30 protein-coding genes and 1 pseudogene are annotated in these 26,454 nt (G+C 72.3%); 14 read left to right on the plus strand and 17 right to left on the minus strand.

Features of this window, described 5'->3' with window-relative positions; genetic code table 11:
• Positions 1 to 917, minus strand: a 917-nt coding sequence (locus tag HUX53_RS21580) for a serine/threonine-protein kinase (RefSeq protein ID WP_176405033.1), incomplete at its 3' end; no start/stop codon positions are given.
• Between the two features lie 564 nt (positions 918 to 1,481).
• Between HUX53_RS21580 and HUX53_RS21585 the strand changes: the two genes are divergently transcribed.
• Both HUX53_RS21585 and HUX53_RS21590 read left to right on the plus strand, forming a co-directional pair.
• A complete protein-coding gene (locus tag HUX53_RS21585) occupies positions 1,482 to 1,778 on the plus strand; it encodes a DUF4193 domain-containing protein (protein WP_067488409.1) in 297 nt (98 codons plus the stop codon).
• Between the two features lie 50 nt (positions 1,779 to 1,828).
• Positions 1,829 to 2,617 (plus strand): hypothetical protein, encoded by a 789-nt coding sequence (locus tag HUX53_RS21590; protein ID WP_176405034.1) that lies wholly within the window; start codon positions 1,829 to 1,831, stop codon positions 2,615 to 2,617.
• A 30-nt stretch (positions 2,618 to 2,647) separates the two neighbouring features.
• Here the strand turns inward: HUX53_RS21590 and HUX53_RS21595 are convergent, their stop codons facing one another.
• Positions 2,648 to 2,935, minus strand: coding sequence for a DUF4235 domain-containing protein (locus HUX53_RS21595; protein WP_176405035.1), 288 nt, complete (start codon positions 2,933 to 2,935; stop codon positions 2,648 to 2,650).
• Positions 2,936 to 3,063: 128 nt separating this feature from the next.
• Here HUX53_RS21595 and valS point away from each other — a divergent pair, with 128 nt between their 5' ends.
• Positions 3,064 to 5,658 carry a valine--tRNA ligase gene (valS, locus tag HUX53_RS21600; RefSeq protein WP_176405036.1) on the plus strand — a complete coding sequence of 865 codons (2,595 nt, stop codon included), beginning with the start codon at positions 3,064 to 3,066 and terminating at the stop codon, positions 5,656 to 5,658.
• A gap of 21 nt (positions 5,659 to 5,679) precedes the next feature.
• Here the strand turns inward: valS and HUX53_RS21605 are convergent, their stop codons facing one another.
• The 10 genes from HUX53_RS21605 to HUX53_RS21650 all read right to left on the minus strand — a co-directional run bounded on the left by HUX53_RS21605 (position 5,680) and on the right by HUX53_RS21650 (position 11,204).
• The gene (locus HUX53_RS21605) at positions 5,680 to 6,966 is read right to left on the minus strand and encodes a cytochrome P450 (protein WP_176405037.1); all 1,287 of its coding nucleotides are present in this window, start codon (positions 6,964 to 6,966) and stop codon (positions 5,680 to 5,682) included.
• Between the two features lie 74 nt (positions 6,967 to 7,040).
• On the minus strand, positions 7,041 to 7,730 hold the full coding sequence (locus tag HUX53_RS21610) for a membrane protein insertase YidC (protein WP_176405038.1): 690 nt from the start codon (positions 7,728 to 7,730) through the stop codon (positions 7,041 to 7,043).
• Between the two features lie 48 nt (positions 7,731 to 7,778).
• A complete protein-coding gene (locus HUX53_RS21615) occupies positions 7,779 to 8,066 on the minus strand; it encodes a DUF6412 domain-containing protein (RefSeq protein WP_217919723.1) in 288 nt (95 codons plus the stop codon).
• A gap of 35 nt (positions 8,067 to 8,101) precedes the next feature.
• Complete coding sequence (locus HUX53_RS21620; RefSeq protein ID WP_176405039.1) at positions 8,102 to 8,245, minus strand: hypothetical protein; 144 nt, start codon at positions 8,243 to 8,245, stop codon at positions 8,102 to 8,104.
• 11 nt (positions 8,246 to 8,256) lie between these two features.
• Positions 8,257 to 8,811, minus strand: a complete 555-nt coding sequence (locus tag HUX53_RS21625; RefSeq protein WP_176405040.1) for a hypothetical protein — start codon at positions 8,809 to 8,811, stop codon at positions 8,257 to 8,259.
• Positions 8,812 to 8,829: 18 nt separating this feature from the next.
• A complete protein-coding gene (locus HUX53_RS21630; RefSeq protein ID WP_176405041.1) occupies positions 8,830 to 8,988 on the minus strand; it encodes a hypothetical protein in 159 nt (52 codons plus the stop codon).
• Complete coding sequence (locus HUX53_RS21635; protein ID WP_176405042.1) at positions 8,976 to 9,530, minus strand: hypothetical protein; 555 nt, start codon at positions 9,528 to 9,530, stop codon at positions 8,976 to 8,978. Before HUX53_RS21635 ends, HUX53_RS21630 begins: the two co-directional genes overlap by 13 nt.
• Positions 9,527 to 9,982, minus strand: coding sequence for a hypothetical protein (locus tag HUX53_RS21640; RefSeq protein WP_176405043.1), 456 nt, complete (start codon positions 9,980 to 9,982; stop codon positions 9,527 to 9,529). The genes HUX53_RS21635 and HUX53_RS21640 overlap by 4 nt, the downstream gene beginning before the upstream one ends.
• Positions 9,979 to 10,509 carry a MauE/DoxX family redox-associated membrane protein gene (locus HUX53_RS21645; RefSeq protein ID WP_176405044.1) on the minus strand — a complete coding sequence of 177 codons (531 nt, stop codon included), beginning with the start codon at positions 10,507 to 10,509 and terminating at the stop codon, positions 9,979 to 9,981. Before HUX53_RS21645 ends, HUX53_RS21640 begins: the two co-directional genes overlap by 4 nt.
• Positions 10,506 to 11,204 (minus strand): hypothetical protein, encoded by a 699-nt coding sequence (locus tag HUX53_RS21650; protein ID WP_176405045.1) that lies wholly within the window; start codon positions 11,202 to 11,204, stop codon positions 10,506 to 10,508. Before HUX53_RS21650 ends, HUX53_RS21645 begins: the two co-directional genes overlap by 4 nt.
• A gap of 171 nt (positions 11,205 to 11,375) precedes the next feature.
• Here HUX53_RS21650 and dut point away from each other — a divergent pair, with 171 nt between their 5' ends.
• On the plus strand, positions 11,376 to 11,867 hold the full coding sequence (gene dut, locus HUX53_RS21655) for a dUTP diphosphatase (protein ID WP_176405046.1): 492 nt from the start codon (positions 11,376 to 11,378) through the stop codon (positions 11,865 to 11,867).
• Positions 11,868 to 11,870: 3 nt separating this feature from the next.
• A complete protein-coding gene (locus tag HUX53_RS21660; protein WP_176405047.1) occupies positions 11,871 to 12,683 on the plus strand; it encodes a DUF3710 domain-containing protein in 813 nt (270 codons plus the stop codon).
• A gap of 199 nt (positions 12,684 to 12,882) precedes the next feature.
• Here HUX53_RS21660 and HUX53_RS21665 read toward each other — a convergent pair whose 3' ends face one another.
• Entirely contained in the window at positions 12,883 to 13,584 is a 702-nt protein-coding gene (locus HUX53_RS21665) for a PIG-L deacetylase family protein (protein ID WP_255205487.1), read from the minus strand.
• 80 nt (positions 13,585 to 13,664) lie between these two features.
• Here HUX53_RS21665 and HUX53_RS21670 point away from each other — a divergent pair, with 80 nt between their 5' ends.
• Positions 13,665 to 14,006, plus strand: coding sequence for an SdpI family protein (locus tag HUX53_RS21670; RefSeq protein ID WP_176405049.1), 342 nt, complete (start codon positions 13,665 to 13,667; stop codon positions 14,004 to 14,006).
• A gap of 2 nt (positions 14,007 to 14,008) precedes the next feature.
• Here HUX53_RS21670 and HUX53_RS21675 read toward each other — a convergent pair whose 3' ends face one another.
• Positions 14,009 to 15,289 carry an ArsB/NhaD family transporter gene (locus tag HUX53_RS21675; RefSeq protein ID WP_309237357.1) on the minus strand — a complete coding sequence of 427 codons (1,281 nt, stop codon included), beginning with the start codon at positions 15,287 to 15,289 and terminating at the stop codon, positions 14,009 to 14,011.
• A gap of 437 nt (positions 15,290 to 15,726) precedes the next feature.
• Between HUX53_RS21675 and HUX53_RS21680 the strand changes: the two genes are divergently transcribed.
• From HUX53_RS21680 to HUX53_RS21700, 5 genes are all read left to right on the plus strand, one after another.
• The gene (locus HUX53_RS21680) at positions 15,727 to 17,352 is read left to right on the plus strand and encodes a transposase (protein ID WP_217919724.1); all 1,626 of its coding nucleotides are present in this window, start codon (positions 15,727 to 15,729) and stop codon (positions 17,350 to 17,352) included.
• Between the two features lie 28 nt (positions 17,353 to 17,380).
• Entirely contained in the window at positions 17,381 to 17,569 is a 189-nt protein-coding gene (locus HUX53_RS21685; protein WP_176405050.1) for a hypothetical protein, read from the plus strand.
• A gap of 124 nt (positions 17,570 to 17,693) precedes the next feature.
• Entirely contained in the window at positions 17,694 to 19,460 is a 1,767-nt protein-coding gene (gene murJ, locus HUX53_RS21690; RefSeq protein WP_176405072.1) for a murein biosynthesis integral membrane protein MurJ, read from the plus strand.
• A gap of 139 nt (positions 19,461 to 19,599) precedes the next feature.
• Entirely contained in the window at positions 19,600 to 19,932 is a 333-nt protein-coding gene (locus HUX53_RS21695; protein WP_217919732.1) for an OB-fold nucleic acid binding domain-containing protein, read from the plus strand.
• Between the two features lie 48 nt (positions 19,933 to 19,980).
• A complete protein-coding gene (locus tag HUX53_RS21700) occupies positions 19,981 to 20,661 on the plus strand; it encodes a DUF3159 domain-containing protein (protein WP_176405052.1) in 681 nt (226 codons plus the stop codon).
• Positions 20,662 to 20,682: 21 nt separating this feature from the next.
• On the opposite strand, the gene HUX53_RS21705 is transcribed toward HUX53_RS21700, so the two are convergent.
• The gene (locus HUX53_RS21705; protein ID WP_176405053.1) at positions 20,683 to 21,342 is read right to left on the minus strand and encodes a TrkA family potassium uptake protein; all 660 of its coding nucleotides are present in this window, start codon (positions 21,340 to 21,342) and stop codon (positions 20,683 to 20,685) included.
• On the minus strand, positions 21,342 to 22,007 hold the full coding sequence (locus HUX53_RS21710; RefSeq protein ID WP_176405054.1) for a TrkA family potassium uptake protein: 666 nt from the start codon (positions 22,005 to 22,007) through the stop codon (positions 21,342 to 21,344). Before HUX53_RS21710 ends, HUX53_RS21705 begins: the two co-directional genes overlap by 1 nt.
• A 188-nt stretch (positions 22,008 to 22,195) precedes the next feature.
• On the opposite strand from HUX53_RS21710, the gene HUX53_RS21715 reads away from it, so the two are divergent.
• The 3 genes and pseudogenes from HUX53_RS21715 (at position 22,196) to HUX53_RS42605 (ending at position 25,557) form a co-directional block, all read left to right on the plus strand.
• Positions 22,196 to 24,229, plus strand: a complete 2,034-nt coding sequence (locus HUX53_RS21715; RefSeq protein WP_176405055.1) for an APC family permease — start codon at positions 22,196 to 22,198, stop codon at positions 24,227 to 24,229.
• Positions 24,222 to 25,136: pseudogene (locus HUX53_RS21720) on the plus strand (class I SAM-dependent RNA methyltransferase); the annotation flags it as partial. The gene HUX53_RS21715 and the pseudogene HUX53_RS21720, both read left to right, overlap by 8 nt.
• A 61-nt stretch (positions 25,137 to 25,197) precedes the next feature.
• Positions 25,198 to 25,557 (plus strand): hypothetical protein, encoded by a 360-nt coding sequence (locus HUX53_RS42605; RefSeq protein WP_309237359.1) that lies wholly within the window; start codon positions 25,198 to 25,200, stop codon positions 25,555 to 25,557.
• 7 nt (positions 25,558 to 25,564) lie between these two features.
• On the opposite strand, the gene HUX53_RS21725 is transcribed toward HUX53_RS42605, so the two are convergent.
• A complete protein-coding gene (locus tag HUX53_RS21725; protein WP_176405056.1) occupies positions 25,565 to 26,404 on the minus strand; it encodes a threonine/serine exporter family protein in 840 nt (279 codons plus the stop codon).
• Positions 26,405 to 26,454: the final 50 nt, after the last annotated feature.

The following is a 26,454-nucleotide window of genomic DNA, read 5'->3' on the forward strand; positions in this document are numbered from 1 at the left end:
GGCGGGACCGGGGGCGGCGGCGGCAGCTGCGAGGCGATCCGGGTGCCCTGGTTGAGCAGCTCCTCCTGCCCGGCGGCCTGCCCCGCGGGCGCGGCGCCGACGGCCCCGAGCAGGTTCAGCAGCAGCTGCGGGGCGGGCGGGCGCAGGCCCGCGTCCTTGGACAGGCAGCGCCCGATCAGGTCGCGCAGCGGGCCCGCGGGCAGCGCCGACAGGTCCGGCTCCTCGTTGAGGATCCGGTTGATGATGACCGGCAGCGTGTCCGCCTCGAACGGCGACTGCCCGGTGGCGGCGAACACCATGGTCGCGCCCCAGGCGAAGATGTCGACCGCCGGGGTGAGCGGCGCGCCGGTCAGCTGCTCCGGCGCCAGGTAGCCGGGCGTGCCGACCACCATCCCGGTGGCGGTGACCGCGCTCTCCTGCGAGTTGACCGTCCGGGCGATGCCGAAGTCGACGACGCGCGGGCCGTCGGACGCCAGCATCACGTTGTTCGGCTTGAAGTCGCGGTGCACGATCCCGGCCTCGTGGATCGCGGCGAGCGCGGTCGCGGTGCCGATCGCGAGCCGCTCCAGCTCCTCGGCGCTGCGCGGCCCGTCGTGCGCGACCACGTCGTGCAGGGACGGCCCGTCGATGAACTCGCTGACGACGTACGGCTGGTCGCCGTGGACGTCGGCCTCCAGCACCCGCGCCGTGCAGAAGGGCTCGACCTTCTGCGCCGCGCTCACCTCACGGGTGAAGCGGGCACGCGCGGCCGGGTCGTTGGCCATCTGCGCGTGCAGCAGCTTGACCGCGACGTACTCGCCCCCGGGCGCCTTGCCCAGGAAGACGGCGCCCTGACCCCCGGCGCCGAGGCGTCCGATGACCTCGTACTGTCCGAGTGCCCTGGGATCGCCCGGCTCCAGCGGAGCGGCATCCGGCATCTGACCCTCCATTGACCCGCAGTGATGTGCGCGACAGTGTGCGCCGGACCCACCGCGGGCCCCGTCCCGGCGTCGTCGACGCACCGCCGGATGAACCTCCGCGGGGGGCCCGCCCCCCACCTCTCAGGCGGGCACGATATCGCGTTAGTTCAGACGTTTCACCGATCAGTCTGGTTCGCTCTTCCGGCGGCCGATCGAGGCCGCCGATCGAGGCCGCGCCGCCGCGCGTCCGCCGGGACGTCCCGCACGAGTCGCGGCGCGCCGCGCCGGTCGGCGCGCGCAACGCCGCCGGGACCGATATGATCCCCGCCGCCGCGGGAACTCCGGCAGGTTGCCGCGGCCCGGGAACCGGGCCGCCGGCGCGTGCCGGGTATGTGACGGAAGACACAGTACGAGGAAAGATCCGGGTGACGGGTGTCACTCGTGGGAACGGTCGCGCCTTGTGTGTCGCAGGTCACCAACCGTGACAGAATTTCCCGCCCGGATCGGGCACAAGAACGGTCCCTTGAGCGTTAGATCCGCGCGACGGGGCGCATAAAGCACTGAGGGGGATGGAGATAGAAGATGGCGACCGACTACGACAGCCCACGCAAGACCGACGACGATCTCAGCGAGGACAGCCTCCAGGAGCTCCAGGCCCGGCGGGCCGACAAGGCCGCCAGCATCATCGACGAGGACCTGGACGCCGGTGAGGTTGCCGAGCTGCCCGGCGCCGACCTGTCCAACGAGGAGCTCACCTTCCGGGTGGTTCCGCGGCAGGCCGACGAGTTCACCTGCACGCGCTGCTTCCTGGTGCACCACCGCAGCCAGCTGGCCGGCGAGAAGAACGGCCAGCCGATCTGCCGCGAGTGCGCCGCCTGACCGGGAGTGGCCGCCGGGTGTCGGGAGAGATCGAGAAACGTCATGACGAGGTGGAGCCGGCGCGTGGCGACGGCTCCACGGAGCTCGGTGAGCTGATCGGACGGCTCACCGCCGACGAGGACATGGACCGCGAGACCCGCGGCCGCCTGCTCGGGCGACTGGCCGGACTGCTCGGCCAGAGCGCCCGCAAGGTGGGGGCCGCGGGGATCGGCCGCGGCAGGTGGCTGGCCGACCTGCTCGTCGAGGCCGCGCCGCACATCCCGATCCGCGACCTGGAGACGCTGCAGGCCCACCACCACGGGCTGATGGGCGAGGCGCTCGCCGACCGGCTCGTCAAGGTGGCCGGCAACGGCACGACCGCCGTCGGCGCGGCGGGCGGCGCACTGGCCGCCGTGCAGTTCACCGCCCCGCCGCTGCTGCTGACGGCCCCCGCGCAGCTGGCCGCCGAGACGCTCGTCGTCGCGGCCATCGAGGTCAAGATGATCGCCGAACTGCACGAGGTGTACGGGGTGCGCGTCCAGGGGACCGGGACCGCCCGCGGCGCCGCGTTCGTCACGTCCTGGGCCCGGCAGCGCGGCATCAACCCGCTGGAGACCGGGTCGATCACGAGCGCCCTCGGCACCGCCGCCAAGGCGGCCCTGCGCAAGCGGATGCTGCGCACCTTCGGCCGGAGCATGAGCACCATGGGCCCGTTCCTCACCGGTGCCGCCGCCGGCGCCGCCCTCAACCGCTCCGCGACCAAGGCCCTGGCCATGAAGGTCCGCAACGACCTGCGCGCGGCCGCCGGGACCACGCCCCCGCTCCCCGGCGACCACCGCCGCCGCGGCCTCAAGCCCTGACCGGGCCGGACGGCCGCGACGGCGCGGCGGTCAGGCGCTGGTCTTCAGGTGGGCCGGGAGTTCGCCGGTGCCCTTGGCGTACTGGTGCGCCACGGCGCGGGTGGCGAGCAGCCGGGCCAGCTCCATGCCGACGCCCATCACCACGGCCCACCCGACCGCCTCGGCCAGGTCGACGTCCGGCGACTCGGGGTTCGTCGGGGGCTCCTTGCCCGTGCTCTTCTTCCAGATCATCGTGATGGCCTTCTTCGCGACGAACCCGCCCGCGAACGCCGCGGCGCCGGCCATCACCCGCCAGCCGATGTCGCCCTTATCCGCCATATTCGTCCTCCACTCGTCTGTCGTCTCCGACGCTACCGGAACGGCCCGCCCCCGGCGGCGGAGGCGGTCGTCGCGTCGGCCTCGGCAAATGGCGTGCGGCCCGTGCCGATGTCAATACCATTGGCCCCATGACAGAGCAGCCGCGTACTCCGCACGTCCCTCCGAAGCCCTCCCTGGACGGCCTGGAGGAGAAGTGGGTACGCGCCTGGGAGGACGGGGGCGTCTACCGCTTCGACCGCACCCGGCCGCGCGCCGAGGTCTACTCGATCGACACCCCGCCGCCCACCGTGAGCGGATCCCTCCACGTCGGACACGTCTTCTCCTATACCCACACCGACACCGTCGCGCGGTTCCACCGCATGCGCGGTCGCGCGGTCTTCTACCCGATGGGGTGGGACGATAACGGCCTGCCGACCGAGCGCCGCGTGCAGAACCATTTCGGCGTCCGGTGCGATCCGTCCCTTCCCTACGACCCGGACTTCGAGCCGCCGGCCAAGCCGGACCCGAAACGGCAGCAGCCGATTTCCCGGCGCAACTTCATCGAGCTGTGCGAACGGCTTACCGAGGTCGACGAGAAGGCGTTCGAGGAGATGTGGCGCCAGGTCGGCCTCTCGGTCGACTGGAACCACCTCTACACGACCATCGGGCACGTCTCCCGGACGGCGTCCCAGCGCGCTTTCCTGCGCAACCTTGCGCGCGGTGAGGCGTACGTCTCGGAGGCGCCGACGCTGTGGGACGTGACGTTCCGCACGGCCGTCGCGCAGGCCGAGCTGGAGGACCGCGAGCACCCCGGCGCGTTCTACCGGATCCGGTTCCACGGCGACGAGCGTCCCGTCTACATCGAGACGACGCGGCCGGAGCTGCTGCCCGCGTGCGTCGCGCTGGTCGCGCACCCCGACGACGAGCGTTACCAGGAGCTGTTCGGGACGACCGTCCGCACGCCGCTGTTCGGCGTCGAGGTCCCGGTCGTCGCGCACCGCCTCGCCGAGCCCGACAAGGGTTCCGGCATCGCGATGATCTGCACGTTCGGCGACGTCACGGACGTCACCTGGTGGCGCGAGCTGGCCCTGCCCACCCGCGCGATCGTCGACTGGGACGGGCGCCTGGCCGCCGACCCGCCCGCGGGCGTCGCCGCGGAGCCGTACGCGGAGCTGGCGGGCAAGACGGTCTTCTCCGCCAAGGAGCGCGTCGCCGAGCTGCTGCGCGAGTCCGGCGACCTGGACGGCGAGCCGCGCAAGATCAGCCGGCCGGTGAAGTTCTACGAGAAGGGCAGCAAGCCCCTGGAGATCGTCACCACCCGGCAGTGGTACATCCGCAACGGCGGCCGCGACGAGGGCGTCCGCGCGGAGCTCCTCGCGCGCGGCCGCGAGCTGGAGTGGTACCCCGGCTACATGCGGGCCCGCTACGAGAACTGGGTCGAGGGCCTGAACGGCGACTGGCTGATCTCCCGGCAGCGGTTCTTCGGCGTGCCGATCCCCGTCTGGTACCCGCTGGACGACGCGGGGGAGCCGCGCTACGACCGGCCGATCGTCCCGTCCGAGGACGCGCTGCCGGTCGACCCGTCGTCGGACGTCCCGCCGGGCTTCACCGAGGAGCGGCGCGGCGAACCCGGCGGCTTCATCGGCGACCCCGACGTGATGGACACCTGGGCGACGTCGTCGCTGACCCCGCAGATCGCGGGCGGCTGGGAGCGCGACACCGACCTGTTCGGCCGCGTCTTCCCCTACGACCTGCGTCCGCAGGCGCACGACATCATCCGGACGTGGCTGTTCTCCACGGTCGTCCGCGCGCATCTGGAGCAGGGCTCGCTGCCGTGGACGGGCACCGCGCTGTCCGGCTGGATCCTCGACCCGGACCGCAAGAAGATGTCGAAGACCAAGGGCAACGTCGTCACCCCGATCGACCTGCTGCGCGAGTACGGCTCCGACGCCCTCCGCTACTGGGCGGCGAGCGGGCGCCCCGGCACCGACACCGCGTTCGACACCGGCCAGATCAAGGTCGGCCGGCGCCTCGCCATCAAGATCCTCAACGCCTCCAAGTTCGTCCTCGGCCTGGGTGAGGACGCGGGCGCACTGAGGAACGAAGGGCGCACGCGTGAAGGCCGAGGGCTCGCAGGCACAGAAAACACAGTGGAGGCCGACGCTTCGGTCACCGAGCCGCTCGACAGGGCGATGCTGGCGGCGCTGTCCGGTGTCGTCCAGGAGGCGACCGACGCGTTCGAGGGCTACGACTACGCGCGTGCCTTGGAGCGCACGGAGCGGTTCTTCTGGGAGTTCTGCGACGACTACCTGGAACTCGTCAAGGTCCGCGCCTACGGGGACGGCCCGGAGGCGCAGTCGGCACGGGCCGCGCTGCGGACGGCGCTGTCGGTGCTGCTGCGCCTGTTCGCGCCCGTCCTGCCGTTCGTGACCGAAGAGGTCTGGTCGTGGTGGCGGCACGGATCGGTGCACGCCGCGTCGTGGCCGTCGGCCGCCGAACTGCCGGTGGGCGGCGACCCGGCCGTCCTCGCGGCGACGGGTGAGGCGCTCCGCCAGGTCCGCAAGGCGAAGTCGGAGGCGAAGGCGTCGATGCGCGCCGACGTGTCCCGCGCCGTGGTTCGCGGCGCAGAGGTCACGCACATCGCGCGGCCGGATCTGGCCGCCGCGGGACGCATCGCCGACCTCACGCTGGAGGCCGCCCCCGCCGACCTCACCGTCGACGTCGAGTTGGCGCCGTCCACCTGACGGCCCGGGCGCCTGCCCTGCTCAGAACGTGCAGGGCAGGTGCTTGATGCCGTTGATGAAGCTGGAGAACAGCCGGTCGGGCTCGCCGGTGGCGCGGATGTCCGGGACGCGGGTGAACAGCTCGCGGAACATCACGGTGATCTCGCGGCGGGCCAGATTCGCGCCTAGGCAGAAGTGCGGGCCGGGACCGCCGAAGCCGACGTGCGGGTTGGGGGAGCGGGTGATGTCGAAGACGTCCGGGTTCTCGAAGACCGCCTCGTCCCGGTTGGCGGAGTTGTAGAACAGCAGGACCTTGTCGCCCGCGCGGTACTGGTGGCCGTTCATCTCGTGGTCGCGCGTCAGCGTCCGGCGGAACTGGATGACCGGCGTCGCCATCCGGACGATCTCCTCGACGGCGCCCGGCATGTGCGCGTCGAAGTCCTCCAGCAGCAGGGCGCGCTGCTCGGGGTTGTCGGTGAACAGCTTGAGGCCGTGCGACATCGCGTTCCGCGTCGTCTCGTTCCCGGCGACCACGAGCAGGATGAAGAACGAGCCGATCTCCTGGTCGGTCAGCCGCTCCCCGTCCACCTCGGCCGAGATCAGCGCGGACACCAGGTCGTCGCCGGGATGCCGGCGGCGCCGCCGGGCCAGCTTCATCGCCAGGTGGTTCAGCTCGTACCCGGCGACCATCACCTTGAGGAGCCCGTACAGCGCGCCGAGGCGGGTGATGCCGTCGCGGGTGTAGTCCTTGCCGCCGCTGAACTCGGGGTCGCCGAGGCCCAGGATGATGTTCGTCCGCTCGTACACCATCGGGCGGACGGGCTCGGGGATGCCCATCATGTCGCAGATGACCTGGAGCGGGAGCCGCGCCGCGACGTCGCTGACGAAGTCGGCCGAGCCCTTGGCGATCAGGTCGTCCACGATCCGCGTCGCCGCGGCCTGCAGGTCGGTCTCCATCTTCGCCAGGACGCGGGGGGTGAACGCCCGCGACACGATCTTGCGGATCTTGGCGTGCCGCGGGTCGTCCATGTTGATCATCGACCCGAAGTACCGGGCCAGGTACTCGGGCATGTCGGCGATGCTGTTGGAGCACGGCTCACTGCTGAAGACCTGCGGCGTCCGGCTGGCCTCGACGACGTCGGCGTGCCTGGCCAGCGCGTAGAAGCCGGGGCCCTGCTTGACGAACGGCAGCTTCAGCTCGGGGAAGAACGCGGGATGCTCGCGCTGCCGGAGCCCGGCGAACTCGGCCAGCCGCCGCTCCTGCGGCAGGGCCCAGAAGGCCAGGTCCGACACGCTCAGCCTGCCGGTCTCCGGCACCGTCGTCGTCACTGCGCACCGCCTCGCGTCCAGAATCTGGTTCGGTTTCTATCGAACCGAGACACCGGCGACGCCGTCAAGGGGAATCAGCCGACGCTCACGATCCTGCGCTGCAGCACCGCCCGCTCCACCGCCGCCCACGCCCCCGACGTCAGCAGGTACAACCCCGCCGCCAGCGGTACGAACGCCGCGAAGACGACCGTCCCGAACGGAATCACCCGCGCCACCGCGCCCATCGGCCCCTCGGCGGTGACCCGCCGCGACGACCACACGGCCACCGCGCCCAGCAGGACGAACAGCCCGATGAACACCAGCGACGGCGGCGAGAACAGACCTCCGCCCAGCACGCCGATCCAGTTCTGCCCCAGCGGCGCCGCGAGCAACGTGTGCGCGAGCAGCAGATTCTGGTGTCCCGCCACGGTCGCGGACATGAACAGCCGGTACGTGACCATGAAGAACGGCACCTGCGCGAACATCGGCAGGAACCCCGCGACCGGCGTGGCGCCTTCCGCCTCGTAGAGCGCCGCCATCTCCCGCTTCAGCCGCTCGGGATTCTTCGCGTGCCTCTTTTGCAGCGCCTGGACCTTGGGCATCAGCCGCGTCCGCGCCCGCTCGCCCTTGGCCGCCGCGACCGACAGCGGAACCAGGACCAGCCGCACGGCCGCGGTGAAGAGCACGATCGCCAGCGCCGTCGCGAGGTCGCCGGCGACCGGGTGCAGGACGTCCGCCAGCCCCGTGACCAGGGCAGCGGCGATCGAAACAGGAACATCGAACATGAGAGAACCTTCCGGAACGAGAGGAGATCGGATACGTCCCGGCCGCGCTCAGGCGGCCGCGATCTCCGTTCCAGGTGCTCTCGGACGGGGACGCCCCGCCGCGTCCGGATCCCGCTGCGGCAGGAAGGCGGTGCGCAACGTCCGTTCCCGCAGGGTCGTCCGCACCCGCGCCAGCGCCGCCCGCTGCCCCCGCCGCGCCGCGCCGACCCGCACGGCGGCCAGTACCAGCAGCCCCGCCACGGTGACGGCGGCGAGCACCAGCAACGCCGGCTGCCCCGGCGCCCACTCGGCCACGGCGAATCCCCGCAGCACGAGGAACACCACCAGCGACCACACGGCGAACGACCCTTCCCAGCAAGACGGACGGAAGCTCAGTCTGCCACCCGTCCACGTTCCGCGTCGACGGCATCCATGATCGCGAGCTTCGCCTCGACCCCGGCCGGATCGATCGGGCCGTTCTCGGTTTCGAAGGCCGCGATCAACTCTTCCAGCCGCTCTCGCTCATCGTGGTCCATGCGTTGCAGTGTCATATGAGCAGGAGGGCGAGGGCGGAAAGAGAGATGACGGCGGTGGTGGTCTTCGTTATGGGCATTCGGGTGGCTATGGCGGCGTCTCGGTGGTCGTCTCGGGCCAGGTAGGTGAGGGTGGCGCTCAGGGCGCGGCCCAGGGCGAAGGCCGCGCCGGTGAGGAGGGTGATCAGGAGGCTCTCGTGGGCGAGAAGGAGCGCCAGGGCCAGGACGTACGGGGCCGTGGCGGGGACGTAGGTGCGGACGCCGGTGCCTAGTTCGAAGCCGAACTGAAGGGTGCCGCGGCGCAGGTTGGTTTGGAGGACTTCGGGCGGGATCTGGCGGGCGTTCTGGGGCAGGGGGAGGTTGATCAGGCCGAATTCGCGGGCCACGCCCAGAGCGGCGACCGCCAGGATCGTCCATGTGCGGGCCGCTGGCGGGAGTGGGGCGGTGAGGCCGGAGAGCAGCCAGATCGCCGTGGCGCTCAGGGTGCCTCCGAGGAGGAGGCCGAAGGTGAAGACGGCCAGGACTTCGCCCTGCCGTACGGGGGCTCGCCAACCTGGCGAGAACAGCACGGATTCGCTGTTGCGTGTTCAAACGCTGCCCGACAGCGAGAAGCCGGCGAGCGCGCCGATGGACGACCAGCACAGGACGGTGGCGTTCAGGGCGGCCGCCGCGATCGCGAGCAGGGCGAGGGCGGCGACCGGGAGGAGCGGGTCGGTCAGGCGCCGCCGGGCGGTCAGTCCTTGCACGCCATCGCTTTACGGCAGATGGTCTTGTACCAGTTGCCCTTCTTTGATTTCTTCCAGCCGTCGTGGCAGCGCCAGGTGACGCCCTTCTTGCATTTGCCGCAGCTCTTGGTGTAGGCCCAGAGCCAGCCGTCGTAGCCGCCGCCATAGCACTGGTTGGGGCGCAGTTTGTAGCGGCCCGGGTCGGAAACGCCGGATTTGTGGAAGCCCTTGTACTTGCCGCTCGTCCGGCAGCACCAGCTGCACACGTAGCTCGGCCCGCAGCCGGGGGAGCAGTTGTGGTTGGCCGCGTACGAGGGGCAGCGCGGGTAAATGTCGTAGTAGCCGACCAGCTGGAAGCCGGACGACAGTGCCTCCCGGGCGGGCGGGAACACGCCGAGCGCCTTCAGCCCGGCGGTGGCGCCCGCGGCGGCGAGGCCGGTCAGGACGCTGCGCCGCACCGGCCGAAACCTCGGTTCGTCCGGCGGGACGGGACGCCGCCGGATGCGCCGGGCCCCGGCGGGACGCGGCCCGCGCAGCGGCGGGATGTCCTCCAGCTCGATCATTGGACCGCCTCCAGGGTCAGCTCATGGAGGGCTTCCGGGGAGCCCACGGGCTGCGCGGCCCGCACGCGTCCGTCCGCGCCGACGAGCACGGCGAACGGGGTGGCGGGGACGCGGTAGTCGGCGAACAGGCCGTCCTGCTCGCCGGTCAGCACGGTCACGCCCGGACGGGACGCGCCGTCCGGCGGCGGCCCCGCGAAGATCGCGTGCAGCGGCCCTTCCGCGGCGGCCAGCACGTCGGTGCAGACGCCGCAGTCGCGGTCCAGGAAGAGCAGCAGCCCCGGCCCGAGCCGGTCGAACGCGGGCGCGGGCGTGCCGGGCGCGGGGCCGAGCCCGGCCGTCCGGGGCGCCCCCTGGCCCAGCGCGTGGACCTGCCGGACGAGACCGGCGACGACCAGGGCGAGCAGCAGGATCGCGACCCACGACAGCAGCAGCGCGCTGTTCTGGAAGCTCATCCGGCCGTCCTCCTCTCCGTGAGCAGTGCGCGGGGGAGCGTCCAGAGGAGCACCGCGAACCCCAGCCCCGCCGCGACGGCGATGAACATCTCGTATGCGGTCGAACCGGCCGGAAGGCCGTGCAGCGCGCCGGTGAGGGCGAGCAGGGCGAGCGCGGCGGCGCGTCCGGCGACCCAGCCGGTCATCGGCGTGCCGTCGCCCGCGCACCCGCACGGGACGCCCGTCCGGGTGCGGGACACGAACGTCCCGTAGAGGGCGTAGAGGGCCAGCAGCACGGCCGCCGCCCAGGAGGCCGCACGCATCGGGCCGTCCAGCCAGCGCAGCAGCGCCGCCGCGCCGCCCAGCCCGGTCAGCGCCTCCACGGCGATCACCGTGACCGCCAGGGCGGCGGCGGACCGGCGCGGGAACACCCGGTGCGCCCGCAGCGCGGCGGCCAGCGCGCGGGGGTGCCTGACCTGGCCGACCACCGATGCCAGCAGGACCAGCGGGACCGCGACCGCGGCGATCCCGGCGAGCAGGCCGGTCACCGGACCGCCTCGACCGCCAGCCCGGCGAGCCGCCGCGGGACCTCGCGCACCCGGTCCTCCTCCGGTAGCACGGTCACCAGCAGCGACTTCAGCGCGAGCAGGAAGTAGGGGCCCTGGCCCCCGACGGTGTCCTGGAACAGCTCGCCGCCCGCGATCGACGCGCCGCGCCACGACGGCAGCCGCTTCCGCGTCTGCGTGGTCAGCGCGGTGATCTCCAGGAGCCCGAGGCCCGGGACCTCCTTGACCATCTCGGCCGACTCGGGGCGCCGGGCCCGGCCGCGCGGGACGGCGGTGATGCCGTCCTCGTGCTCGGTCAGCCGGACGGTGTCGAAGAACGCCACCGCGTCCGCCGGGCGCCCGTGGTAGAGGTGCGTGAACACCGCGTGCCGGCGTCCCTCCCAGACGGCGGCGAGGACGGGGTCGCTCGTCCCGGTGTCGCCGTCGCGGGTCGCCGTCCGGCCCACCCGCAGCCGCCCGCCCTGGATGCGGAACTCCTGCTCGAAGCGCGCGACGCCGATGTCCTCGGCCCAGGCCAGCGCGTCCGCGCGGGTACCGCTGGAGATCTCGTGCAGCCGCCCGCGGTCGGCGATCCGCGCGACCGACGTGCACGGGCGCCCGAGGTCGTGGACGCCGGTGAGCCGGACCCGCACGCCGTCGAGCGACCGGTGGGTGACCTTGCGTTCAGGCGCGCCCATCCCCGCCCCCTTTCTGTGGGACGGATTTCCCACAGCAGCACCGCAGGTAACAGAGGTGACGCTACGCGTAATTCAACACTTCGGGGCCAAACCTTCCGGAAGTGGTCACGGCCCGGAACGGGTAGGGTCAACTGCCGGACTTCCCGGCAGGTACGCGCTGAGGTGGAATGCGTGAGCGACGTCGATGTGCTGATCCGGCGGCTCGATCCCGGGCTGCCGCTGCCCGCGTACGCGCACGCGGGCGACGCGGGCGCCGATCTGGTCGCGGCCGTGGACGTCGAGCTGCCGCCGGGGGAGCGCGCCGTCGTCCCGACCGGCATCGCGATCGCGCTGCCGGACGGCTACGCCGCTTTCATTCACCCCCGGTCCGGATTGGGCGCTAAGTTGGGAGTGACCATAGTCAACGCACCCGGTACGGTCGACGCCGGCTATCGGGGTGAGATCAAGGTGACCCTGCTGAACACCGACCCCCGCGCCGCGGTGACGCTGCGGCGCGGAGACCGCATCGCGCAGATGGTCGTGCAGCGGGTGGAACGGGCGGTCTTCCACGAGGTCGCCGACCTTCCCGGAGCGGCGCGCGGAACCGATGGATTCGGCTCCACAGGCGGTTTCGCTGGTACGCGTGTCTTCGGGAACAATGAGCACAGTCGAGAAGGAGTGTGAGTCGTGGCTTTTGGACGTCGCCGGCCAGCCGAGGAGCCCGAGAAGGGTCCCGAGGCGATCGAGGAGCCGGTGGAGGACGCCGAAGAGGCCCCCGCCAAGGCGGAGTCGGTCGAGGGCGGCCCGTGGGACTCCGAGGACTCCTTCCCCGAGCTGCAGCGGCTCGACTTCGGGGCCCTGCAGGTGCCGGTCGCGCCGGGGCTGGGTTTCCAGGTGAACTTCGAGGCCACCCAGGTGGACGAGGAGGGCAACCCGCTGGACGGGCGGCCCGTCGCCGTGCTGGTGCAGTACGAGGAGAGCGCCATGCAGCTCCAGGTGTTCGCCGCGCCGAAGCGCAGCGGCATCTGGGACGACGTGCGCCGTGAGACCGCCCGGGACATCACGGAGGAGGCGCAGGGCCAGACCCAGGAGGGCGAGGGCCCGTTCGGTCCCGAGCTGCTGGCGATGGTCCCGGCGGCGCTGACCGAGGAGGTCCTCGCGGAGATGCCGCCGGAGGTCCGCGAGCAGATCCCGGCCGAGTTCGTCGAGCAGGGCTGGGCGCCGCAGATCATCCGCTTCCTCGGTGTGGACGGCCCCCGCTGGTTCCTGCAGGCCGTGGTGCAGGGCGCCGCGATCGAGGACGAGGAGCAGTGGCAGGTCCTGGAGGACGTGCTGCGCGGCGTGGTCGTCGTCCGCGGCGACGCGCCGATGCCGCCCCGCGACCTGCTGGAGCTGCAGATCCCCAAGGAGTTCAGCGAGGCCGGGCAGGACGAGGACGAGGAGGCCGTGGAGACCTTCGACCCGTTCGAGCGCGGCCCGGAGATCACCGAGGTCCGCTGACCCGCGGCATCCGGCCCGCCCGTGCCGCACGCCTTTTCGGACGTGCGGCCGGGCGGGTTTCGCCTTCCGGCGCCCCGGCCGATCCCTTGCCTTGACCGCCCGTCCGGGTGGTCAATCGGGACATGTCGAAGAAGACGCGCAAACGCCGTGCCCGCAAGCGGAGCAAGCACAACAAGGGCAAGCGGCCGAACGCCCGCCGCTAGCTCTCGATCATCTCGAACGTCATCGCGTGCTGGACGCCGGCGGCGCGTCCGGCCGGCTCCGCCATGCCCGTGAGGAACTCCGCGGCGTCGAAGTCCGCGCCGAGGTTCGCGAAGTAGACCTCGTGCGCGAGCAGCGAGTCGATCCCGGCCCGCAGGTGGCCGGTGACGTCCACGTAGTGCGTGGCCTGCGGCGACCCGCCGAACAGCGCGAACCGGACGCCCTGCCACGGGTCGAGGGCGAGGTCGCGGAACACCCACCGGTTGGCGGCGTCCCTGATCGCGTCCGCGACGGCGAGCCCGAGGACCCGGTGGTCGGCCATGTTGAAGCCGCCGCCGGGGAAGCCCTCCCGGAAGTTGATCGACAGGACGACCTCGGGCCGGTGCCGGCGGATCGCGGCGGCGAGCGCGCGCCGCAGCGGCAGCCCGTACTCCAGCATGCCGTCCGGCAGGTCCAGGAACTCGACGGTGCCGACGCCGACCCGCCGCGCCGCCTCGACCTGCTCGGCGCTGCGGACGCGGCGGACCTCGCCGGGGTCCATCGAGTCGATCCCGGCCTCGCCGCGGGTGGCGAGCACCTCCGTCACCGTCTTGCCCTGCGCGGTCCACTTGGCGATCGCCGTCGAGCACCCGTACTCCAGGTCGTCGGGGTGCGCGACGATGGCCAGGGCCCGTTCCCAGTCCTCCGGTACCTCGTCCATGCCCCTCATCCTGGCCGATCGCCGGACGGTCGACGGAAGCGGGACCATGGTCGTCAGGCAGAGAAGGGGAGTGAGAGGCCGTGAACATCGCCACGGGGCTGATCCTGGTCGCGGCGGGTGTGCTGGTCGTGGTCGTCGGGAGGCTCACCGCCACCGGCCGTATCGGGCGCAACAACCTGGTCGGGATCCGCACCGCCCGCAGCAAGGCCGACGACGAGTCGTGGCTGATCGTGCACCGGGCCGCCCAGCCGTGGATGATCGGCGGGGGTGTCGCGCTGGCGGTGGGAGGCGTGGTCGCGGCGGCCGCCGAGCCGGCCCGGACGGCGGCCGTCATCGTCGGTGCCGTCCTGCTGGTCGTGCTGGTCATCGCGGGGACCGTGGCCGGGCACGCGGCGCTGCGGCACCGGGACCTGCCCAGGTAGGGCTACAGGTAGCGGAGCCACAGGTACGGCGTCGCGAGCGCGACCGTGACGAAGGTGACGACCAGGCCGTAGCGGGTGAAGCGCCAGAAGCTGATCGGGGTGCCGTTGCGGGCGGCGATGCCGAGCACGACCACGTTGGCGCTGGCGCCGATGGCGGTGGCGTTGCCGCCGAGGTCGGCGCCGAGGGCGAGCGCCCACCACAGGACGTGCCCCTGGTCGCCGGGATGCTGCTGGACGAGGTCGGCGACGATCGGGCTCATCGTCGCGACGTAGGGGATGTTGTCCACGATCGCCGACAGCACGGCCGACGCCCACAGCAGCAGCATCGTGGCGACCCCGAGGCGTCCCTCGGTGGCGTCGGCGGCGGCCTTGGAGATGTCGCCGATGACGCCGGTCTCGACGAGCCCGCCCACCATGACGAACAGGCCGGCGAAGAACACCAGCGTGGGCCATTCGACCTCGCTGAGCGCCTCCTCGGTGGTCACCCTGGTCGCCGCGACGAGCAGCCCGGCGCCGAGCAGCGCGACCACGGACGGCTCGTAGTGCAGGACGGGGTGCAGCACGAACGCCGCGATCACGATGGCGAGGACGCCGAGGCCCTGCGCGAGCAGCCGCCGGTCGGTGATGGCCTCCCGCTCCTCCAGCGCCATCACCTCGGCCGCGCGATCGGGGTCGTAGCGGAACGCCGAGCGGAACAGCCACCGGCAGAGCAGGCAGAACACGACGATCAGCACCACGACCAGCGGCGCCAGGTGGACGAGGAAGTCGTTGAACGACAGCCCGCCCCGGCTGGCGATGATGATGTTGGGCGGGTCGCCGACGAGGGTCGCGGTGCCGCCGATGTTGGACGCCATGACCTCGGCGATCAGGTACGGCTCGGGCTGCAGCGCGAGCCGCTCGCAGACGAGGAACGTGACGGGCGCGATCAGCAGGACGGTGGTGACGTTGTCGAGCAGCGCGGACGCCGAGGCCGTCAGCACGACCAGCATGACCATCAGCCGGTAGGGGCGTCCCCGCGCGCGCTTGGCGGCCCAGATCGCCACGTACTCGAACACGCCGGTGCGCCGCAGCACCGAGACGATCACCATCATCCCGAGCAGCAGGAAGATGACGTTCCAGTCGATCCCGGACTCGGAGGAGAAGAAGGCTCCGTGCGCGTCGGTGATGTGCAGCAGCAGCATCAGGCCCGCGCCGCCGAGCGCCACCGCCGTCCGGTGCACCTTCTCCGACGCGATCATCACGTACGCGGCGACGAAGATGACGATCGCGGCGGTGGCCTGCACAAAGCCTCCCGGTCGGCATGCGGATATCGGGACCTGCCGACCAGACTTCCCGGCGCACCGGGGGCGACTCTAGTCGTCCGCCGGGGTCCGTGGCGACGGCGGGGCCCAGCCGTGGTGGGGTTTGAACTGTTGCTGTTTGAGCGTTCATGAGTGTCTGCGGGCGGTCGGACGTGTTCGTGCATTGTGCGGGCGGGCTTGCGGTGGCAGGTCGGCGGGTGTGGCTCCCCGCCGAGCCGGGGTTAGTTTGTGGGCGTGGCTCACAGGATTTGCCAGTCGATTGCGCGTTCGAGTGATGGTCACTTAAAGTATTGGCCATGTCGCGATCTGCTTCCGGTTGCGGGGCCGTCGAGGCCACCTGCCGCAGCCCCCGTGATCACGGCCACGAACCCGACCCCGGACCCGGGGCCGTGCCCGGTGGCGAGGGTGCGGCTGGTGAATTGCGTGCGGTCGCGCCACCGTTCGTGGCGGCGGGCCCGCGCGGGGTCGCGGTCCGTACTCGTCTCGCGGGCCTGACCGGCACCGATGAGCGGGTGCTGCGGGCGGTGGGGGCGCATCTGGGTTCGCTGGCGGCCCGTGATTTGAAGGCGCGTTGCGCGGATGGCCTGGAGCATGGTGCGGATACGTGGGCGGCGCGCAAGCGGGAGTTGACGGGCGAGTCGTCGGCACGGTGGGCTGGGTCGATCACCAAGGCGTCCCATGACCAGTGGGCGCTGGCCCGCCGCTGCCAGGTGGCCCACCTGCGGTCCCTGGAAGCGGGCGTGCGGACCATCGAGTGCCGGTTGGCGCTACCGATCGGCCAGAAGGGCACCAAGCGGGTACCGGGCGGGTACCGGTCCCGGCGGGAGTGGTTCGCCAAGTCCCGCCGGCTGCGCATCCTGCAAGATCGGCTGGCGGCCGAGCGCGCCGACTTCGAGGCGGGGGTGGTGCGCGTAGTGCGGGGCGGTAAGCGGCTGGCCCGTACCCGGCACAATCTCGATGAGGCCGGGATGAGCGAGCGGAAGTGGCGGACGCGGTGGGAGGCCGGACGCTGGTTCTGCCAGGCCGACGGGGAGTCGGGCAAGCGTTACGGCAACGAGACCATCCGCGTCACCCCCGACGGTGAGGTGTTCATTCGGCTTCCGGGCCCGCTGGCGGAGTTGGCCAACGCCCCGCACGGCCGGTACGTCTTGGCCGCCCGGGTGCGGTTCGCGCACCGGGGTACCGAGTGGGCCGACCGGGTGCAGGCGAACCGGGCGGTGGCCTATCGCGTCCATCTGGATGTGGGCCGGGGCCGCTGGTACCTCACCGCCTCCTGGCAGATCCCCAGATCACCAGCCGTCCCGATGGCCGCTGCGCTGGCCGGCGGGGTGATCGGGGTGGACACAAACGCCGATCACCTGGCCGCCTGGCGCCTCGACCGGCACGGCAACCCCATCGGTGATCCGCGCCGGTTCGGCTACGACCTGAGCGGCCCGTCCGGCCATCGTGACGCCCAGGTCCGGCACGCCCTCACCCGGCTCCTGCACTGGGCGCAGGACTCGGGTGTGCGCGCCATCGCGGTCGAGGACCTGGACTTCGCTGGAGAGAAGACGAGGGAGAAGCACGGCCGCCGCAAGAAGTTCCGGCAGTTGATCTGCGGGATGCCGATCGGGCGGCTGCGGGCCCGGCTGACCTCGATGGCCGGCCAGACCGGTATCGCGATCGTCGCCGTCGACCCCGCCTACACCAGCAAGTGGGGCGCCCAGCACTGGCAGCAGCCGCTCACGTCCAAGAATCGTACGACCACCCGGCACGATGCGGCGAGCATCGCGATCGGGCGACGCGCCCAAGGGCACCCGGTCCGGCGACGGACGGCACCGCCCCCTGCCCACCGGAGCGATGAGCAGGGGCATCGGACCGCCCAGGCCCGACCGGGCACCCGCGGGCGTGAGGGAACCCGCCAACCTGCCACGGACCGCGCACACGATGCGCCCCGCCGGGCGGGCCAAGTTGGACGAACGCGGGGGACCAGCGCATCCAACACCGTTCGGGATGCGCGCAGTACCGGGCCGTGGGTCCAAGACTCACTCCTGGACACTGCTTAGGAACGGTTTTGCCTACCCCGATCGGCGCATGCCGCGTCCGCCGTCCGTAATTTCGATCCCGAGACACCTCGCCCGGCGCGACTCCGCCGTCCCGGACGGCGACGTGTGGACCTACCTCGCGGTCGCCGCCCTCGCCGCCGTGCTGACCGGTGCGACGGCCTACGGCGCGACCCGTCGGACGATCCGCGTCCCGGCCGTGGAGGCCGCCCTCCGCTGACGGCGTCCCGCCCAGGCGCGTCCCGTTCCCGGCCGTCCGGTCGAGGACGGGACGCTCTCCTGCGGGCATACTGGCGCGTCCGGGGGTGGTGCCGACGGACGAGCCCGGCAAGCGCCGGATCCTCATGCCGGGGGTGTTCGACGAGGCGGAGCGCGCGGAGCCGCCCGGCGAGCCGGAGCCCGGCCTCGTCCCCGTCCGCGACCCCGGCGACGTCGGCGATCCCGGCACCGCCGACCGGCCGGGCTCCGAGGGCGACGAGATCGGCGGCGCCGCCCAGGCCGCCCCGCCGGACGTCGCGCACTCCAGCGCCGTCATGGCGATCGGGACGGTCTTCTCCCGGCTGACCGGTTTCCTGCGCACCGTCGTGATCGGCGCCGCGCTCGGCACCGCGCTGCTCGGCGACGCCTACCAGGCCGCCGAGATGATCCCCTACACCGTGTACGAGCTGCTGCTCGGCGGGCTGCTCGCCAGCGTCTTCGTCCCGTTCCTGGTGAAACGCCGGATGCGGGACGCCGACGGGGGAGCGGCGACCGAGCAGCGGCTGCTCAGCGTCGTCCTGCTGGCCCTCGCCGTCCTGACCGTGCTCGCGGTGCTGGCCGCCGACCGGCTGATCTCCCTCTACGCGGGCGGCTACAGCGGTCGGCAGCGCGAGGTCGCGGTGCTGCTCACCCGGCTGCTGCTCGTGCAGATCTTCTTCATCGGCGTGAGCGGTCTCGCGAGCACGCTGCTGAACGTCCGGCGGCGGTTCGGCGCGCCGATGTGGGCGCCCGTCGTGAACAACCTGATCACGATGGCGGCCGGGCTGGTGTTCCTCTGGGTCGCGGGGCGCGGGCAGACGACCGCGACCGTCACCGACGGGCAGCTCACCCTCCTCGGCCTCGGCTCCGCGTTGGGGACGGTCGCGCAGAGCGCCGTCCTCGTCTGGCTGCTCCGCTCCGCCGGGTTCCGCTGGCGCCCGCGCCTGGACCTGCGCGGATCCGGGCTCCGCGAGGCCGCCCGCACCGCGACGTGGATGCTGCTCTACATCGTCGTCGCGCAGATCGGCGTCCTGGTCACCGCGAACGTGGCGACGCGCGCGGGCGACCGCGCGGCGGCCACGGGCAGTGGGCTCGCCGTCTACAAGTTCGCCCTCGTCGTCTTCCAGCTCCCGTACGCGATCATCGCCGTCTCGGTCATCACGGCGCTGCTGCCCCGGATGAGCGCGCACGTCGCGGACGGGCGCCGCGACCTGGTCCGGGCCGACTTCTCCCGCGGCCTGCGGGTGGCCGCCGCGCTCCTCGTCCCGCTGTGGCTCGGCATGCTGGTGTTCGCGGTCCCCGGCTCGATCACGTTCTTCGCCTACGGCAGCATCACCCCGGACGGGGCGCGCCGCATCGGCACCGTCCTCATGGTGTTCGCCGTCATGGTGCTGCCGTTCACCCTCCACCAGCTCCTCATGCGCGTCTTCTACGCCCTCGGCGACACCCGCACGCCGGGCCTGATCGCGGTGCCCGCCGGGATCGCGCAGGCGGTGACGGCATTCGCGCTGCTGGCGTTCGTCCCGGCGCGGCAGGTCGTGATCGGGCTGCCCGCCGCGTACGGGCTGTTCTACCTCGTGGGCGCGGCGGGCGCCGCGTTAGTCCTGCGCAGGCGGCTCGGCGGCCTGGACGGGCGCCGCATCCTGCGCGCCCTCACGCGACTGCACCTCGCCGCACTGCCCGCGCTGGCGTTCGCGGCGGCGGTCGTCTGGGCGTCCGGACGGCTGCCGGGCGACCGCGTCCCGGCCCTGGTCGCGGTCACCGTCGGCGGCCTCGGCGGCGGCGCGCTCTACCTCCTCACCGCGCGCCGCATGAGCATCCCCGAGATCGGTTACTTCACCGCCATGGCCAGGTCGCGTCTCCGGCGTTCCTGACCGGGGCCGAGGGGGTCGATTCGGGCGGGGATGTCATACGCTTCGAGGTATGGACGAGGTTTCGGCCCGTACGCAGTCCCAGGGCGATCCGGGGGCGCGCGAGCGGGGCAGGGGCGGCCTGCGGCGCTTCCTGCGGCGGATGGCGGCCGGCAAGGCCGAGCTCGAGGCCGAGGAGCTGCAGAAGACCACCGGCCACGAGGGCGCGACGCCGATCTCCGACTGCGCCGCGCGCCGGCGGCACTGCGTGGCGGGTACGCTGCGAACCGTGACCCTGCGTCCGCGGGGCGGCGCGCCCGCGCTGGAGGCCGAGCTGTACGACGGCACCGACGTGGTCGACCTGGTCTGGCTCGGCCGCCGCAGGATCGCCGGGATCGACCCGGGCCGCATGCTGCGCGCCGAGGGCCTGGTCAGCGTGCAGGACGGGCGCAAGGTCATGTTCAATCCCCGATACGAGCTGCGCGGCGGCTCGTGAACAGCGTGGTGGCAGCGTGAGCGAGACGACCGTGGGCGGGATGGCAGCGTGAGCGAGACGACAGCCGGCACCGGGCGCGCGGAGACGGCCGCGCACGACACCGTCGAGGCGGCCGTCCGCGCGCAGCTGAGCAAGGCGCTCGGCGGCGTCCGCGGCATGCTGGAGGCCGCCCTCCCCACGATCGCGTTCACCGGCACCTACGTCGCGATCGACGACATCAAGACCGCCGTCGCGGCCGGCATCGGCGCCGCGGTGGTGCTGCTGGTCGTGCGGATCGTGCAGCGCTCCAACCCGCAGTTCGTGCTGAACAGCCTCGTCGGCATCGGGATCGCCGCGTTCTTCGCGCTGCGCTCGGGCAAGGCCGAGGACGCCTTCCTGCCCGGCATCATCCTCAACGCCGGCTACGGCGCCGCGATGATCTTCTCGATCGTGGTGCGCTGGCCGGTCGTCGGCTTCATCATCGGCTCGGTCACCGGCGACCCGACCGCGTGGCGCGCCGACCGCGGCATCGTGAAGCTGTGCTCCCGGCTCACCTGGCTGCTGGTGCTGCCCTGCGTGGCGCGCGTCGCCGTGCAGTACCCGATCTACCTCGCCGACGGCGACCAGAGCGGCCTGCTCGGCACCGCCAAGATCGCGATGGGCTGGCCGCTGCAGGTCGCCGCGCTGGCGGCCATGGTGTGGCTGCTCGCCCGCGGCCGCACCCCCATCGAGCGGAAGGAACCCGCCTGACCGGCGGGTCCCCTCGCGCGGCTAGCGTCCGCCCAGGAGCGCGGCGAGCTCGTCCTCGACGTCCTGGCTGGCCACGAACATCAGCTCGTCGCCCGGTTCGAGGGTGTCGTCGGACGAGGGGACCAGCACCCGCCCCTCCCGCAGGATCGCGACGAGCGCGGTGTCGCGCGGCCAGTCCACCGACCCGACCCGCTGCCCGCCGAGCGGCGCGTCGTCCGGCAGCGTCAGCTCGACCAGGTTCGCCTCGCCCTGCCGGAACGTCATCAGCCGGACCAGGTCGCCGACGCTGACGGCCTCCTCGACCAGCGCCGACAGCAGCCGCGGCGTGGACACGGCCACGTCCACGCCCCACGACTCGTTGAACAGCCACTCGTTGTTCGGGTGGTTGATCCGCGCCACCACGCGCGGCACCCCGTACTCGGTCTTGGCCAGCAGCGACACCACCAGGTTGACCTTGTCGTCGCCGGACGAGGCGACCACGACCTGGCAGCGCTCCAGCGCCGCGTCGTCCAGCGCGGAGATCTCGCAGGCGTCCGCGAGCAGCCACTCGGCGCGCGGCACCATCTCGACCTTGATGGCCTTGGGGCTCTTGTCGATCAGCAGCACCTCGTGCCCGTTCTCCAGCAGCTCCTGGGCGATGGAGCGGCCCACCGCGCCGGCCCCGGCGATCGCGACCCGCATCAGGCGTCCTCCCCGTTCCCCGCCGCGACGGCGGCGTTGACGCGCTCCAGGTCCTCGGCGCTCGCCATCACGTGCACGATGTCGCCGTCCTGGATCACCGTGTCCCGCTCGGGGACGAGGGCCTCGCCCATCCGCGCCAGGAACGCCACGCGCGTGTTCGCGTGCTCCTCCAGCGCGGCGACCTTCTCGCCGACCCACAGGTGCCCGGCGTCCAGCTCGGCGAGCACGACCGCGCCGGTCGGGTCGCGCCACAGCGGCTCGGAGCCCTCCGGCAGCAGCCGGCGCAGGATCTGGTCGGCCGTCCACCGGACGGTCGCGACCGTGGGGATGCCGAGGCGCTGGTAGACCTCCGCGCGGCGCGGGTCGTAGATCCGGGCCACCACGTTGTCGACGCCGAACGTCTCGCGCGCCACCCGGGCGGAGATGATGTTGGAGTTGTCGCCGCTGCTGACGGCCACGAACGCCGCCGCCCGCTCGATGCCGGCCTCGGCTATCACATCGCGGTCGAACCCGAACCCGGTGATGCGGCGGCCGCGGAACCCGCTGCGCAGCCGGCGGAACGCCTCCGGGCTCTGGTCGATGATGGCCACCGAATGGCCCCTGTCCTCCAGGATGTGGGCGAGCATCGAGCCGACCCGCCCGCATCCCATGATCACGATATGCACGGCCGTTCCCTCTTCCGTCCAGGGGGACGCTCCCCCTGTACCCCCGCGCCGGTGCACGGTCTCCGTCAATGATCCTGCCGGGCTGCAAACCTACACATCCCCCCAGGCGAGTACTACCCAACCCGGTGCCGGCGGGGACGGGCAGGGCCGCGAACCGCCGTCCCGCCCGAGGGTTAGGCTCTCTATCCGTGTCAAAGGTTCCGGACCTCACGAAGAGGCTCCTCCTCGGCCGTGCGCTGAGCAGCTCCCAGCAGCACGAGCAGCTGCTGAAGAAACGGATCGCGCTGCCGGTCTTCGCCAGCGACGCGCTGTCCTCGGTGGCCTACGCCCCGCAGGAGATCCTGCTCGCGCTCGGCGCCGGCGGGCTCGTGATGTACCACTACACCCCCTGGGTGGCCGCGGCCGTGGTGGTGATCCTGCTCACCGTGGTCGCGTCCTACCGGCAGAATGTCCGGGCCTACCAGAGCGGCGGCGGCGACTTCGAGGTCGCCACCACCAACCTGGGAAGCAACTGGGGCGTGCTGGTCGCGAGCGCGCTGCTCGTCGACTACACCCTCACCGTCGCGGTGTCGGTGTCGTCCGGCGTGGAGAACCTCGGCGCGCTGCTGGAGTTCATGCGCCCGCACGAGGTCGGTGTCGCGATCGCCATCGTCGTGCTGCTCACCCTCGGCAACCTGCGCGGCATCAAGGAGGCCGGGGTCGCCTTCGCGATCCCCACCTACCTGTTCATGTTCGCCGTGTTCAGCATGCTGGCGTGGGGCCTGGTCCGGCTGATCTCCGGCACCGAGCTGGAGGCCGAGACCGCGCACCTGGAGGTTCGCGGCGACGAGACCGACATCGCCGGTTTCGCCCTGGTCTTTCTGCTGCTGCGGGCATTCTCGTCCGGCTGTGCCGCACTGACCGGCGTCGAGGCCATTAGCAACGGGGTGCCCGCGTTCCGCAAGCCCAAGGGCGAGAACGCCGCGCGGACGCTGCTGGCGCTCGGGCTGGTCGCGATGACGATGTTCGGCGGCGTGGTCGCGTTCGCCTTCATCACCGATGTCCGGTTCACCGACGTCGGCCAGGACAGCAGCCTCGTCGACCCCGCCACCGGGCGGGTGGTCGAGCAGGCCGACCCGGTGATCGCGCAGGTGGCGCACACCGTGTTCAGCAACTTCACCCCTGGCTTCGCGGTGGTCACCGCGATGACCGCGCTGATCCTGTTCCTCGCCGCGAACACCGCGTTCAACGGATTCCCGGTGCTGGCCTCGGTGCTCGCGCAGAACCGCTACCTGCCGCGCCAGCTGCACACCCGCGGCGACCGGCTCGCCTACAGCAACGGCATCATCATCCTCGCCACCATGGCCGGGCTGCTGATCTACGCCTATGACGCGTCCGTCAGCCGGCTCATCCCGCTCTACACCGTCGGCGTGTTCGTGTCGTTCACCGTCAGCCAGGTCGGCATGGTCCGGCACTGGAACCGGCTGCTCGCCACCGAGCAGGACCCGGCGCAGCGCCGCCGGATGAAGTCCTCCCGGGGCATCAACGCGTTCGGCGCCACCCTCACCGGGATCGTCCTCGTCGTCGTGCTGATCACCAAGTTCGCGCTCGGCGCCTACATCGTGTGCATCGCGATGCCGCTGCTGTTCCTGCTGATGAAGGCCATCCGCAAGCACTACGACCGGGTCGCCGAGGAGCTGGTGCCCTCCGGCGAGGACGTCGCGCTGCCCGCCCGCAACCACGGCATCGTGCTCGTCTCCAAGATCCACAAGCCGACGCTGCGGGCGCTCGCCTACGCCCGCGCCACCCGCCCGTCCACGCTGGAGGCGGTGACCGTCGCGGTGGACGCCGCGGAGTCCCGGCGGCTCCAGCAGGAGTGGGACGCCCTGGACATCCCCGTCCCGCTGAAGATCCTCGACTCGCCGTACCGGGAGATCACCCGGCCCGTCCTCGCCTACGTCAAGAACGTCCGGCGGCGCAGCCCCCGCGACGTCGTCACCGTGTTCATCCCCGAGTACGTCGTCGGCCACTGGTGGGAGCAGCTGCTGCACAACCAGAGCGCGCTGCGGCTCAAGGGGCGGCTGCTGTTCCAGCCGGGCGTCATGGTGACGAGCGTCGCGTGGCAGCTCCAGTCGTCCGACCGGCTCAAGGGACGGGTCGAACCGCCCGGCCCCGGCTCGTCCCGGCGTCCGCCGCGGACCGGGACGCGCCCCGGTGCCGGTAGTGTTTCGGATCGTGACTGAACTCGAACCCGACGTCCTCGAACTGGAGGTCGGCAACGTCGCCAACGGCGGTTTCTGCGTCGCCCGGCACGAGGGCCGCGTGGTCTTCGTCCGGCACGCCCTGCCCGGCGAACGGGTGAGAGCCCGCGTCACCGACCGGACCAAGAACTTCCTCCGCGCCGACGCCGTCGAGATCATCGAGGCGTCCCCGGACCGCGTCCAGGCCCCGTGCCCGTTCGCCGGGCCCGGCCGGTGCGGCGGCTGCGACTGGCAGCACGCCTCGCTGCCCGCCCAGCGGGCCCTCAAGGCGGCCGTGGTGGAGGAACAGCTCCAGCGGCTCGCCGGCATCACCCGCACGGTGACGGTCGAGGAGGTGCCGTACCCGGTCGACAGCGAGGTGGCGCCCCCGCCCGGCCTCGGCTGGCGCACCCGCGTGCAGTTCTCCGTCGCGTCCGGCACCGTCGGGCTGCGCAAGCACCGCTCCCACGACATCGAGCCGATCGACGAATGCCTGATCGCCCACCCGGGCGTCGAGCTGATGGGCATCGAGCGCAAGCGCTGGCCGGGCGCGACCGGCCTCGAGGGCATCGTGTCCGCGACCACCGGCGACCGCCTCGTCGTGCTGCGCGGCCGCGACCGGCGCAAGATCCGGGTGCCGCGGCTGGACGTGCCGGTCCGGCTCGTCCGCGGCAAGCCGGAGCCCGGTTCCGCGCTCCCGTACGTCCGCGAGGAGGTCTCGGGACGGCTGTACCAGGTGAGCGGCAGCGGCTTCTGGCAGGTCCACCCGGGCGCCGCGCAGCTGCTCGCCGGCGCCGTGCTGGACGCCCTGGAGCCGAAGCCCGGCGACATCGCCCTCGACCTGTACTGCGGCGTCGGCCTGTTCGCCGGCGTCCTCGCCGACCGCATCGGCCCGGACGGCCTCGTCGTCGGCGTCGAGTCGGACGGGCAGGCCGTCCGCGACGCCCGGCACAACCTGCGCGACCTGCCGAATGTGTCGATCGAGCGCGGCCCCGTCGAGGAGGTCGTCGCCGACCTGGAGTTCGGCCGCGCCTCCTCCTCGTCCCGCACGCAGAACAAGCGCGGCGGCGGCCACCCGCGGCGAGCGCGTCCGCCGCGCCGACGTGGTCGTCCTCGACCCGCCCCGCACCGGCGCGGGCCGCGACGTCGTCGAGCACATCACCCGGCTCGCCGGCCGCAAGATCGCCTACGTGTCCTGCGACCCGGCGACGCTGGCCCGCGACCTCGCCTACTTCAACGAGCGCGGCTGGACCCTGGAGACCCTCCGCGCTTTCGACGCCTTCCCCATGACGAGCCACGTGGAGTGCCTGGCGACCCTCGTTCGCGGCTGAGCCGTGCTCACGCCTCGCCCGGGGGTCGTTCCTCCCTGAGTTCCCTCTTGGCGCCCAGGATCTGGCCGAGGACGATGCCCGCTCCGATGGCCACGGTGACGATCAGGGCGCTGAGCAGCTGCCGTCCGGCGCCGGGTGATCCGGCGGTGTAGGCGGAGAGGCTGCGGTACATGTCGGCGCCGGGCAGCAGGGACGCGCCGATGGCGGGGGTGATCAGCACGCCCGCCGGGAGGCGCAGCCGGGGCGCGAGGCGGCTCGCGACGGCGCCGAGCACGGTGGCGGCGACGAACACGGTGGCGGCGACGAACACGGCGAGGGACAGCGGCAGGTCCAGATGCACCCTGGTGAGGGTCCGGACGGCGATGGAGAGCATGCCCATCAGGGCGGCGAAGGGCAGCAGCCGTGCGGCGCCGCCGGCCGCGACGGCGCCGGCGACGGCGCCGACCGCGGCCGCCGCCAGGGCGAACGAGATCGGCAGCGCGACGAACTGGACGTTCTCGGCGTTGCCGACGACGCGCACGTCCCTGGCGATGAAGCCGACGGTGGCGATGCCCGCGAACAGGGCGCCGAAGACCAGCACCGTGTTGATCAACCGCACGGCGGCGGTGGTGCCGAAGCGGGTGATCGCGTCCTGGGCGAGGGCGACGACCGACGCCACCGGGAGCAGCAGCACCAGGTTGGCCGCGGTGGCGCTCGCGTACGCCCGGAGCGACAGCACCTCGAAGCTCAGCGCCAGGATGCCCAGCCCCGCCACCAGCGCGGCCTGCGCGAAGGTGGCGTAGTAGCCGGGGACGCCGCCGCGGCCCAGCGCCCACCCCGCGCGGTCGGCGACGACGAGCACGCCCATGGCGAACAGGACGTCGTCCAGGGTGCCGCCGGCCTTCAGGGTGATGGACG

The sequence above is a fragment of the Actinomadura sp. BRA 177 genome, from assembly GCF_013372625.1.
Taxonomy (GTDB): Bacteria; Actinomycetota; Actinomycetes; order Streptosporangiales; family Streptosporangiaceae; genus Spirillospora.